The organism is Microcoleus sp. Pol12A5 (assembly GCF_036701435.1).
Classification (GTDB): Bacteria; Cyanobacteriota; Cyanobacteriia; order Cyanobacteriales; family Microcoleaceae; genus Microcoleus.
In genome coordinates this window covers 1-11,850 of the sequence record NZ_JAUBQU010000006.1, presented here as the reverse complement: position 1 = coordinate 11,850, position 11,850 = coordinate 1, and the positions used below count along the sequence as shown (strand labels likewise).

General features: G+C 45.2%; 7 protein-coding genes and 1 pseudogene. 2 read left to right on the top strand and 6 right to left on the bottom strand.

The genetic code is table 11. The features are described from left to right. Positions 1-138 precede the first annotated feature (138 nt). From nusA to QUA45_RS02640, 5 genes are all read right to left on the bottom strand, one after another. Positions 139-1,428 carry a transcription termination factor NusA gene (nusA, locus tag QUA45_RS02660; RefSeq protein ID WP_333095988.1) on the bottom strand — a complete coding sequence of 430 codons (1,290 nt, stop codon included), beginning with the start codon at positions 1,426-1,428 and terminating at the stop codon, positions 139-141. Between the two features lie 276 nt (positions 1,429-1,704). Next, entirely contained in the window at positions 1,705-2,172 is a 468-nt protein-coding gene (rimP, locus tag QUA45_RS02655) for a ribosome maturation factor RimP (protein ID WP_333040953.1), read from the bottom strand. A gap of 326 nt (positions 2,173-2,498) precedes the next feature. After that, positions 2,499-2,681, bottom strand: coding sequence for a hypothetical protein (locus tag QUA45_RS02650; protein WP_333095986.1), 183 nt, complete (start codon positions 2,679-2,681; stop codon positions 2,499-2,501). A 198-nt stretch (positions 2,682-2,879) separates the two neighbouring features. Next, on the bottom strand, positions 2,880-4,271 hold the full coding sequence (locus QUA45_RS02645; RefSeq protein ID WP_333219252.1) for a response regulator: 1,392 nt from the start codon (positions 4,269-4,271) through the stop codon (positions 2,880-2,882). Beyond that, positions 4,268-7,093 (bottom strand): ATP-binding protein, encoded by a 2,826-nt coding sequence (locus tag QUA45_RS02640; protein WP_333219250.1) that lies wholly within the window; start codon positions 7,091-7,093, stop codon positions 4,268-4,270. The genes QUA45_RS02645 and QUA45_RS02640 overlap by 4 nt, the downstream gene beginning before the upstream one ends. A gap of 859 nt (positions 7,094-7,952) precedes the next feature. On the opposite strand from QUA45_RS02640, the pseudogene QUA45_RS02635 reads away from it, so the two are divergent. Beyond that, positions 7,953-8,073, top strand: a pseudogene (locus tag QUA45_RS02635) (IS5/IS1182 family transposase); the annotation flags it as partial. Here QUA45_RS02635 and QUA45_RS02630 read toward each other — a convergent pair. After that, positions 8,073-9,446 (bottom strand): hypothetical protein, encoded by a 1,374-nt coding sequence (locus QUA45_RS02630; RefSeq protein ID WP_333219248.1) that lies wholly within the window; start codon positions 9,444-9,446, stop codon positions 8,073-8,075. The pseudogene QUA45_RS02635 and the gene QUA45_RS02630 sit on opposite strands and share 1 nt — an antisense overlap. A 687-nt stretch (positions 9,447-10,133) precedes the next feature. Between QUA45_RS02630 and QUA45_RS02625 the strand changes: the two genes are divergently transcribed. Beyond that, positions 10,134-11,633: a GUN4 domain-containing protein gene (locus tag QUA45_RS02625; RefSeq protein ID WP_333219246.1), complete on the top strand. Its 1,500-nt coding sequence runs from the start codon at positions 10,134-10,136 to the stop codon at positions 11,631-11,633. Positions 11,634-11,850: the final 217 nt, after the last annotated feature.

Below are 11,850 nucleotides of genomic sequence, written 5' to 3'. Positions count from 1 at the left end.
ACAGTCACGGAAAAAATTTTTGCGATCCCCGATTTTAATCGGGGACTTTCAACCTCGATCCTCCATCCTGTCGCACAGAACCCATTCTGGATTCTGGCTCCTGAATTCTCAATTCTTCTTCGGTAAATGTCACAGTTTTTAGACTGCGGCTTCGGTTTCCTCCGTGGCGGCTGCCTCCTCTTCCTCAAATTCTGCGGTTTCCTCGTCGCCGTCGTAGTCCCCCGCTTCGTCAGCATCGTAGTCGCCTGCTAGTTCTTCGAGCCTAGTTGCTTCTGCTGCCAATTTGCTGTCTTCGGCCGCGCGATCGTACTTAGCAATATCTTTGATATCGATTTTCCAACCTGTTAGGCGGGCTGCGAGGCGGACGTTCTGACCTTCTTTGCCAATGGCAAGACTGAGTTGGTCTTCAGCGACCAAAATGTGAGCTCTCCTGCCTTCTGGAGCAACTAAACGCACTTCATCTACTCTAGCGGGACTCAGAGCGTTAGCAATATAAGTTGCTGGGTCTGGAGACCAGCGGATCACGTCGATTTTTTCGCCGCGCAATTCGTTGACTACTACCTGAATCCGCGATCCCCGCGCTCCGATGCAGGCTCCTACGGGGTCTACGTCGCGATCGAGAGTATCAACTGCTATTTTAGTCCGGGGGCCGACGTGCCGGGAGGGCGGATTTGCCTCCCTGGCTACGGCGACAATCCTCACCACCCCGTCTTCTATTTCTGGTACTTCGTTAGCAAACAGGTAAACCACCAAACCTGCGTCGGCTCTAGAAACAAGTAACTGCGGCCCACGAGTTGAGCCTTCGCCTACCTTTTTGAGATAAACCTTGAATGTAGCGTTTGCCCGATAATTGTCGTTGGGCAACTGTTCGCGCTTAGGGAGTTCGGCATCTACTTCTGGCTGACCGAAGCTGCTGGTAACTGCTAAAATTACCGACTGCCTCTCAAACCTGAGCACTCTGGCTTGAAGAACAGTTTCTTCTAAATCTTTAAACTCTTCTTGAATCATTTTGCGCTGTTGGTCGCGCAGTTTTTGAGCGAGAACTTGTTTGGTCTGGATGGCGGCCATGCGACCAAATTCTTTTTGATTTGGTGTTACGTCTACGAGCACAATGCTGCCAGGCTGAGCTTCCGTGGCTACTTCTTGCACTTCGGAAAGTGAGATTTCGTGATCGGGATTGATGACTTCTTCGACAATAGTTTTGTTGGCTAAAACGCGGAAACCTTCTTGTTCGGCATCGAGTTCTACATCAAAGTTGTCGAAGTATTCTTCGCTGAAGTGATCGAGTTTTTGGGTACGGCGGTAGCGTTCGTATCCTTTGAGCAGGGCTTCTCGCAAGGCTGCTTGGACTGCGTGTTTGGGTAAATTGCGTTCTTTGCTAATACCTTCGACCATTTCTTTTAGTCCGGGCAGGGGAACCATTGACATATAAAACTCTCCTTTTTTGCTGTGTAATAAGTAACTGGTAATCGGTAATTCGTACTTGGAAATTTTCAAGAAAAAGTGATGACAGAGGAGTGATGAGTTACTGAATAGGATTAGGGGAACTCGGTGCTGTAACAATTTATTTGTTATTCCTATTCAACCCGCTGCTACAGATAGGATTGTTAAAAATTAACTCGCAGCCAAGCGTTTTCAGCTTGCTGCGAGGCAATCTCAAAACTCAAAACTCAAAACTCAAAACTCAAAACTCAAAATTTCCCTTTACATCTCCTTTCCTTCGTCTAGTTCAACTTTGACAATCTGAGGGCGGGGAATTTTAACCTGTCGCCCTTTTTGATTGAGATAAACCGCTGTTTCATCCCGGCCCAGGAGTAGTCCTTTCCACTCTTTGATTCGCGAGTCGGGTTCGGTGGTTTTGGCTGTCACGGGGAAACCTTTAAAGGTAATAAATTCTCGATCGCTGCTGAGCAATCGGGATATTCCGGGACTGGAAATCTCTAGCACGTAGGCATCGGGTATGATGTCGGCTGCCTCTAACTCAGCATCGAGGGCTGTGCTCATGCGCTCGCAGTCGGCTAAACCAGTGTCTTGTTGGAGGTTGCGGATGTCTACCCGCAAGACGGGAGGATTTTGGTTGGTGTGAAACACTGCTCCCACTACTTCCAATCCCAGTGTTTCCGCAACGGGGGTAGCTAAGTCAATGATTTGTGGGATTAGGGGATGAGTCATATCGAATACTTAAGTTAAAACTCCTAAACTCGGACACGGGCAAGGAAAAATTTGGTGTTGAGATTGCTTGGCTTTGAGGTGGTTTGATTAGGTGGCTGCGACTTTCGTCTTCAACTTTGGGACTTACCCAACATCCCAGCAGGGGATCTCAAGCGGGGGGGTACCCCTACTAAATCAGTCCTCAACTTGCAAATCAGACGCCCTGAGCTCTTTTCCTGCGACTAATGCAACAAAAAAAGTGGGCTTGACCCACTCCTAGGTAAAACAATTTCTTCCAAGAAGTTTGAGGGCTTCTTCTTGATCGAAGGGAGGCCTCACTTCTCAGTTTAGCTCGATCGCCCGCCCGGTGACAAACCGATCGCCATCGGGGGAGTGTCCGAGGGCAGAGGGTGAGAGCTGACAGAGGGAATGAGGACGACTTCATCACCGTTTTGGAGTGGGGCGAGGGCCAATTCCTGCTTGATACCGAAGCCGGTGCGATCGCCCCTCGAACAGTGGGGAAGTGGCACTCAGGCCTTCTAGGGCTTGCGATACGGGAGTTTCTTTGGGAAATTCTAATTTCAGTTCGGACCAGCCCTCTGCTTCTTGATAGGGGGTGAAGAGCTTGACAGTGAGGGTGATTGGTAGATTAGACAGGGGCGATCGCAAGATTAACGATATATTGACAAAACAGCAAAACTAAGATTAACCCTCAAAAATCCCCATTACTAATGCTGAATTGGAAGCTCAATTACAAACTCTACCCCCCATTCGGGCGAGGAAATGCAAGTCAGCTTACCACCATGTTTTCGTTCTACGATCTCACGGCTAATAGACAAACCTAAACCTGTCCCTTTACCTACTGATTTAGTAGTAAACATCGGCGTGAATAAATGCTGCATTACTTCCTGAGTTATGCCAACCCCATTATCAGCAATCCGAATCACCACTCTGTCATCCTGAAGCATTTCCGTGCAGATCCGAATCTGTGGAGTGTCATTGCTCTGTTTCTTTTCCCCGCACAGCGGACAACTGATCGTAGACTCTTCTAAAGCATCAATTCCATTCGCCAATATATTCATAAACACCTGATTTAGTTGCCCCGGATAACACTCTACTAGCGGCAATTCCCCATACTCTTTAATCACTGCAATTCCTGGGAAACTTCCTTTAGGTTTCAGTCGATGCCCTAAAATTAATAAGGTACTATCTAGCCCATCGTGAATATTCACTGGCGTTAGTGCCGATGTATCCAAGCGAGAAAAATTACGCAGTGACTTAGAAAGATTGTAAAGTCGCTCTGTTCCTACCGCCATTGAATCAATAATTTTGGGCAAATCTTCAACAATAAAATCTAACTCAATCTCCTGGGACTTATCCTCAAGTTCTGATGTCGAAGTAAAGTTGTGCTGGCAAAGCCGAGTCATCTCGATCAAATCTGCAATATATTCCTTAGCAATCGGAATATTATTGGATATAAAACTAACTGGATTGTTAATTTCGTGAGCTACCCCAGCTACAAGTTGACCCAGACAAGCCATCTTTTCACTTTGAACGATTTGCACTTGAGCTTTTTTAAGATTATCCAAAGCTTGAGAAAGTTCAGCCGTTCGTTCTTCCACCCGTTTTTCTAACTCCTGCGCGAGCTGATGTAACGCTGCTTCTGCTGCGAGCCTTTCTTCTATTTCCCGTTTGAGTACCAGATTTTGATCGGCAAGAATTTTAGTAAGAGAACGCAGCTTTAAATGGAGGTTGACGCGAGCTAACACCTCCTTTTGTTCAAAGGGCTTAGTAATGTAATCCACAGCCCCTAGATTAAAACCTTTGACCTTATCTCCTACGTCAGAAAGAGCCGTCATAAAAATTACCGAAATTTCGTTAGTCAACGGACTTGCCTTCAGCCGATGACAGGTTTCAAACCCGTCAATTCCTGGCATCATCACATCTAACAGAATCAAATCAGGTTGACTATATTCAGCCTGTTCGATGGCAGTTTCGCCATCAGTTGCTACCAATATTTCCCATCCCGAACCCGCTAAAGCTTCAGAAAGCACGTCCAGATTGCTAGGATTATCATCGACGATTAAGATGCTACTTGTTTCCATATTTGCTGCCTTCATTCTTTTTCTATTCTGTGGGATGTAATAAACTCTTTTATTTTTTTGACTTGATAGCCTTGGGCTAACTGGCGCAGCTCAACAGCAAAGGACACAAATTTCTGATCCAATTTCTCTATGTGCTCAGTGCGCTTCACAATTCCTTTCACGTTGCCTCTCATCGCCAGTTCAAGTAGGAGTTCAATTTCTCCTGGCGGGGGAGCAACTACAGAATTGGATTCAGAAAGTGATTGAGGATCAGAGGAAAATGGAATATTGCTGATTTTTTCATTTTTTCGTTCGTCATATATCCATTCAAGTTTTAAATACTTTTGCAACATCTCAAATAGCTCTTCTGCCTGCACAGGCTTACCGAGAAAATCGTTGGCTCCCCCCTCCAAACTTTTATGTTGATCGGTAGCAAATACACTGGCAGATGAAGCAATGATTGCCACGTCTTTATAGTGTGACAAATTTCGGATACGGCGCATCATCTCAAAGCCATCTAACACTGGCATCACCAAGTCAGTGATAATCAGATCAAACTTAAACTCTTCTATTTTTTCTAAACCTTCTTGACCGTTTTTAGCTTCGGTTACTTCAAAGCCGAGGGGTTCCAGGAGATTCACAATGACCGAGAGGTTTTCCCATTTGTCATCCACAACCAAAACTTTCTGCTTTCTACCTTGGTAGCCAACCAGCTTTCTTTGCTTGGCAATCGTGGCTGTATTTGCCCAGTCTGCCGCTTCCGGTAACTCCAAATCTAGCCAAAAAACACTGCCTGTTCGTGACTGACTTTTTACTTGAATGCTACTACCCATCATTTCGACAATTTTCTGGCTAATTGTTAAACCGAGTCCGGTTCCTTCCGCCTGACGATTGCTGTCTCCTACTTGTTCAAAAGGCAAAAATATTTTTTTTAATTGTTCTGGTGTCATACCAACGCCAGTATCTTCTATTTGAAACCGAATTTTGTGAATTGGTGAGGCTACCTTTTGCCGATGGCTTTGTACCTTTTCGCCTGTCCCTTTTTCCAGATGTTCTATCTTAAAAGTCACTCGTCCACCATCGGTAAACTTAATTGCATTGCTCAGTAAGTTAATTAGTATCTGTCGTAAGCGTTTCTCGTCAGCGTAGATGCCAGCAGGCAGGTCAGAACTGGGTTGATAAACAAAAGCAATTCCTTTTTGTTCGGCTCGGATGCGGCAGATTTCTGCGACTCCCTGCAAAAAGGAAGGAAAATGGAAATCTTTCGCGTATAGTTCCAATTTCTGGGCTTCTATTTTAGCGAGGTCTAAGATGTCATTGATCAGGGTTAGCAGGTGGGAGCCACACTGGTGAATAATACTGATGCCTTGGAGTTCCTTCGGAGCCATCGTTTTTGAGCGTTCTAGGATTTGAGCGTATCCTAAAATTCCATTAAGTGGTGTTCTCAATTCGTGACTCATATTCGCTAAAAATTCACTTTTAGCTTGGTTGGCACTATCAGCGATTTGTTTGGCTTCCGTGAGTTCAGCGGTGCGTTCTTCTACTCGGATTTCTAGCTCGGAATTGGTCTTGGCTAGCGCCTCAAAGGATTCGCGCAAATGTTGTGCCATAAGGTTGAAAGACTGCCCCAGAACTTCTAGTTCTTCTACACCTTTTACCTGCACATTTTTCTCTAAGTCGCCACTGGCGATCGCTCTAGAAGCTGCGCTCAAATGGAGAATCGGGCTGGTAATCCAGCGTGCGGTTAAGATTCCCAAAACGGTAGCCAGCGCCAAGGCTCCGAAACACAACAAAATGGTAGTCTGGGTATTGGCGTTAATTTGATCCATGAAATCGCTTTCAGGAACTACGACGACGATCAGCCAGTCCAATCCTCGGCTATCCTGAAAGGGCATAACTTGGAGAAATTGCCGCTGGCCGGCGATCGTAAAATCTAATTGCTGAGAGCTATTAATTTTAGTGAGGTTGCCAAAGTGTTCTTTTAAATGCGCTGTTGTCAGCCGAATTAAATCATCTGTGCTCTCTAAAGCATTCAGGCGATCGAGCTTGTCATTGTTGGTGATAAATGCTTCTTTGAGAGTTGAACTGGCTACTAGGAGTCCAGAACGTTCCATAATGAATGTTTGTCCTGAACGACCGATATTTAAGCTGTGCAGGAAGTCACTGATGAAAGAGATCAGAAAATTAGCAACGAATACCCCGCGCAGTTCGCCACTTTCGTCATAAACAGGATGTCCGGCAGGAAGCGAGAGCGTTTTCTGACCTGTAAGCGAAAAAATTTCGCTCCATGTGGGCTTGCCTAAGCGTACACTGTCTTTATACCATGAACGGGTGAGTATATTGTAGTTGCGGGAGATTTTTAAAAGCTTCGTTTGATTGCCTTTGCTATCAGATTCATAAATATGAAGTTCATTGCGATGCTCTTTGTCTGCTATTTTAAAAACTACTTTGCCATTCTCTTGGCGTTCAATGGCAATGAATTCTCCAGTTTTAGTAGCAAAACCCATATTGGGCAGAGAAGGAAAGGCTTGAATTTGCTCCCACAAATAGCGCTCCGTACTCTCCAAATCGTCTGGATTTAAGTATCCTAGTCGAATGGCATTGGCATTCAGTTGATTGACGCGAGGGGCTGTGTCTAGGTAAGTGTTGAGCTGCTGCTGGATGCGGGCCGTAATTTCACTCCGCAACTGGCTAGCAACTTCGTTGACTGCTTTTTGCCCGTTGCGTAAGGAGAGCCAGCCAGTGAGTCCGACGGCAGCAAAGATTTGCACGACGAATGGCAATACTAAAATCAGGCGCAGGGACACCTTTTTTTTTGAACGGTTTGACAGGAAAGTGGTTGGAGAGGTCTGTGACATTGATTGGTGTTACTCCTGGGGTAACGAGTTGGCTGAAAATTTTCAGTGGATTTAGTGAAATGAGGCTGAGGAAATATATATTGAAAAGCAATTTATAAGAGTTAGTGTAAATTTTTAGAAAGTAATTTACTTGAACAAGCATTGCTACTTACGTATTTTCCCTGAAAGCTTTATAATTATAGCTGACTTAAAATGCTGACGCGCCTTATTTTTTATAGCCGTTGTAATTTTTTATCGCTTACCAAAGCAGTTAGAAATCCTATCTAATAGATTACCTCGTTTAGAGATATTTGTAGTAGTTTTTAACTTTACTTTACACAGTGCTACTAAAAAGTATAATTTCATCAAACTTACATATAAAGTGATATAATATACGTCTAAAAAAAATTGACCTTTCTCGCTAAAAAAATGACACGCAGGCCGCTGAGAACCGTAACGGCGGTCTAACTCACTACCGCGCTGAAGATTTGATGCACAACCCTGCAGATGACTCTCGTAGAGAATGCCGATCGCAAATGAAACTTTACAATTCCCGCAAGTTTCATTTGCAAGAGTTACAGCAGGGTAATTGCTAATTGCTAATTGGAGAAGAAAAAAATAAGTAGAGCGCTGGAGCAGAGGGGATTATAACAGAGGAGAAAGCTGAGGCTATTCTTTTAATTCTGCGACACTATCTCAGCTTAATAGTGAATTTGGTATTAGAGGTGAACACATGGCTGGCAAGGATTTTAAGGTTCTTCAAATCCGAGAGGCTAGGGTTTGTCATCAGTTGATGTAAAGGAGAGATATAGCCGACTAGAAGGATTCGCTCGGCATGACAAGTCGCCGTTATGCCCTACGGGATTAACAGTGGGAAAGGATCGAAGATTTGTGGCGGCGACGTGAAGGTGATGTGGGTGGGACAGTCTGCTTACAATTGGTTATTCGTGGAAGTGGTCTTGTACCGCTACCAAGGGGGCATCACCTGGGGAGACTTGCCCTAACGCGGGGCTATCCGTTGCAATTCTTTGGCTTGTTCTAAAATTTTCTCGAAGTCTTCTTCGCTCAACCGCTGAATGTAGTTGATTTTAAACTCTTCTAGGAAGTCGCACAGCAGCAGTTGTATTTCTTGCCAGGTTTGCTGCTGTTGCAGTTCCGTTCCTAAAGCTTGCCCGAAATGTTGGACTAGCTGGCTGGAGAGTTTGATGCTTATGGGGTCTTCGCTGGCGATTTTGAAGGCTTCGTAGGCATCTTGGGGGCCGAGGGTGGCTAATTTTGAAAGTTCTGCAACTAATTGCTCTGCTAGCTGTCGAGGCAGGTTTCCCAGGCCGGGTACTTGCTTCCATCCTTCATACAGGGGGGATTGTTTGAGGAAGGTTTCAATATTGTACCGGAGGAGGGCTTCTAGGTCGGGTTGGAGTTGCGGGAGGACTTTGTAGACGGTTATTTGGACTAGATGGGTGGCGATCGCTTCTATTTCATTGATATTGTTGATGTCTAGATAGCGCTGTTTTTTAGATTGAAATAGTTGACGAGCGAGTTCGCCTGTGGTAATTGATTGTTGCATCTGGTTGATGAGTTGAATTACTACAACTTCGGTCAATTCTTGGGCGAAGTTGGCGACGAAACCTCGGCTGATTTGGGTGCGTATGGGTTGGAGATCTGGCATTTTGGCTTGGTGGATGCGAATTGTGACGGGTAATATTCGCAACAGGCGCCAGAATGGGAGCAGCAGGAAGATGTCGTACCATCGCCAGAGCATGGCTGCTCGCCAAGTGACGCTGCGGTGACGGCGGCCGATCAAGTAGGTACGGGCGAGAAATTCGATCGCGAATATGGCAATGAATGGCAGGTCGATTTGCCAGAATTTATCGGTAAATTCGCCGTTTTCTCCGATCTCGCGGTAATAGTTAGTGGCGATTAATGGCTTGATTTTGGTGTCAAACCACTTGATTTCTTTTTGCCAGCCTTGTTTGTTTAAATAGTCAGGACTCCAGAATGTTTGGAATGATTTTTTAGCGGAGTCTTGCGGATTTGGGACGCGATCGCGCATCCGGTCTTTGATTTTTTCTAGGGTGCCGCTTTTTGATGCTACTCGAAAGGGATCTTCGTCGATCATTTTCGCGCTCAGATTGTTTATTTCCTGCAATTTTGCTGCTACTTGGGGAGAGGGCAACCCTGTTTGCACGACTTGAATTTTTAACTCTTCTAAGGTTTCTAGATATTGCTGGGTGTCTCGGTGGGGTTTAATTCCTTTAAATGGGTCGTATACTTGAGTTAGAACTGGCAGTTGCCGGAGGTAGAAATCTCGACCGGGGACGTAAGTTATGTCAAATAATACTAGACTTAAATTTCCTAGGGCGACCAGTGCCATGAACCGCTCGAACCATGGTACTTTTGGTGATTTTATGCGGGAGTTTGGAGTGGGAGAGGGCTGTAGTTTTGGTGTCACTGGCGATTCCTAATTAAGTAGACCGATCGAATTAGATATAACTGGTAATAGCTGAAAAAAGGAAACAGGGAAAACTGGCTAAGTGTCTGGTCTGGCTCGGATTGCGTCCGAGGAAGCTATTATTGATTTTAACGTGCGTTTGTTGGGGATTTTTGGATTGTTAATTATGCCTGGTTAAGTTAAAAATTATCCGGGTAAGATATTAAAGTAGATCGAACTTGACGGAAGCTGTGGCTCCCGTTAGGGTGCTTCTCTCTGGCAATAAAATTATATCTCAGGCGGAATCCTCAGTTTTTTTGTCGTTGCAGAACTCACGGGGCTGGTAATAAATTACTATTTCTGTTTGATCTGGTGGCTCTTTGACCGCTAAATCAAATGTTTTGCACGGAGCGGAGTCTAAGGTTAGATATGGACTTCGAGTTTGAGGTCCAACCCTCAAGAGAGTTATACTTGCTCAGGGGCAGTCTGGTGAGAGCGCCCCCTCCGATGGCGAGGGTGGCTGCCGTCTCCGTAAGGTTCGAGGTCTTGCCTCTACAAAAACCAGCTCGCGATCGGACTCTTGAATAATATAAAACCCTGAGTATAATTTTGTTCGCATTTTTTTAATATATGACATACTGCCTTAATCTCGATTGCCCAAGAGACAAGCGTCAGAACCCACCAGGCACAAAGTATTGTCTTAATTGTGGTTCAAAGCTGCTGCTAAAAGACCTTTATTCAGCAACTGAGCCGCTGCGCGATGGGGGATTTGGTAGGACTTTTCGAGCTGTTAATCATGGAAAATTTGAGGAATTGTGCGTGATAAAACAGTTATCACCCCCTCAAGAATTTCAGCGGAAGCCCGGTCATTTTAAAAAATACGTTCGACTGTTTGAACAAGAGGCAAGGCGGTTATACGAACTGAAGCACCCGCAAATTCCTCAGTTAATTTCTTATTTTGAGGAAGATGGACGCTTGTATTTAGTCCAAGAGTTTATTGATGGCAATAATTTAAAGGATGAGTTAGATAACTACGGTGCTTATAGCGAAATTAAAACTTGCGAACTGCTGTTAGACTTGTTGCCTTTATTGAAGTTTGTTCACGACAGAAATGTAATTCACCGCGATATTAAGCCTGAGAATGTGATCCGCAGATCTCGCGATCGTAAGTTAGTGCTGATAGATTTTGGGGTTTCTAAACAGGTAGTAGCTGCTGCTCCGACCAAAACAGGAACTAAGTTGGGAACTCCCGGCTACGCGGCTCTTGAACAGCGTCACGGTAGGGCTGTTCCTGCTAGCGACCTTTATAGTTTGGGGGTGACTTGCATCCGCTTGCTGACTTCTGTTATGCCTTACCTGGATATCTATGGGGACATTCACGATGACCTTTACGATCCACTTGAAGGCCGGTGGCTTTGGAGGGAGGCTTTGCCAAAAGGAACACAAATTAGCGAGGATTTAGGCCGGGTTTTGGATAAGTTGATTCAGGAATATGTTAAAGATCGTTACAAATCGGCTGTGGAAGTTCTGGAGGCTTTAAAACCTCGTGTTGTTGTTGTCCCCGTGCTGGAAAATTCCCAGCAGGCAACTGTTGTTAGTCATTCTGTTCCTACTCAACCTGTGACTCTTCCTCCGCTAGTTTCTGTGAATTTAGAGTCGGAAAAAGGTATTGATTATTCTCACTTGGCAAGGCTGCTGGCTGCTAAAAATTGGCGGGGTGCTGATGAGGAAACTTCTGTGAAAATGCTGGAGGTGATGCAGCAAATTTCACGGGGTTATTTGAGCGAGGAAGATATTAGGAAGTTTCCAGCTAAGGATTTGCAGACTATCGATCAACTTTGGGTGCGGCACAGTCACCGCAGATTTGGTTTTTCTGTGCAAAAGGGTTTGTGGCTAAAGTTGGGGGGAAAGCCTGGTGTTTATGATGCTACAGTTTGGGAGAAGTTTGGCGATCGAGTGGGCTGGCGGGTTAACAGCCAGTGGGTATACTATTCGGAGCTGAATTTTACTTCTAAAGCAAAGCCTGGACATTTGCCGGGGGGGACTGTTTTTGGGTGGGAAGGCGGGGTTTTGTGCGGTGTTTTGGGTTTGGGTGGGATCTGGTTTCTGCTGTCGCGGCGGGATTTGTAAAGGGAAGGTAGAAGGTAGAAGGCAGAATTTATTAGTTAGGCTGCACCCCAAGCGAAGTCGAAGTGTTAGTCATGAAAGAGTTTTGAGTTGGGAATGGCTCTCCTGAGTTTATGGTGTAAAATGTACCTATTAATACATTGACCGTTATGAGCTTCCATTTAGACTATCTATTAGCCTTGCCTGGAGTCAGGGTTGAAACTTGTACTCAAGTTGAGGG

Coding starts and splice junctions, on each gene's coding strand:
- nusA (WP_333095988.1), bottom strand. CDS start 1,428: ATGTCAATGGTTCCCCTGCCCGGACTAAAAGAAATGGTCGAAGGTATT.
- rimP (WP_333040953.1), bottom strand. CDS start 2,172: ATGACTCATCCCCTAATCCCACAAATCATTGACTTAGCTACCCCCGTT.
- QUA45_RS02645 (WP_333219252.1), bottom strand. CDS start 4,271: ATGAAGGCAGCAAATATGGAAACAAGTAGCATCTTAATCGTCGATGAT.
- QUA45_RS02640 (WP_333219250.1), bottom strand. CDS start 7,093: ATGTCACAGACCTCTCCAACCACTTTCCTGTCAAACCGTTCAAAAAAA.
- QUA45_RS02630 (WP_333219248.1), bottom strand. CDS start 9,446: ATGGCACTGGTCGCCCTAGGAAATTTAAGTCTAGTATTATTTGACATA.
- QUA45_RS02625 (WP_333219246.1), top strand. CDS start 10,134: ATGACATACTGCCTTAATCTCGATTGCCCAAGAGACAAGCGTCAGAAC.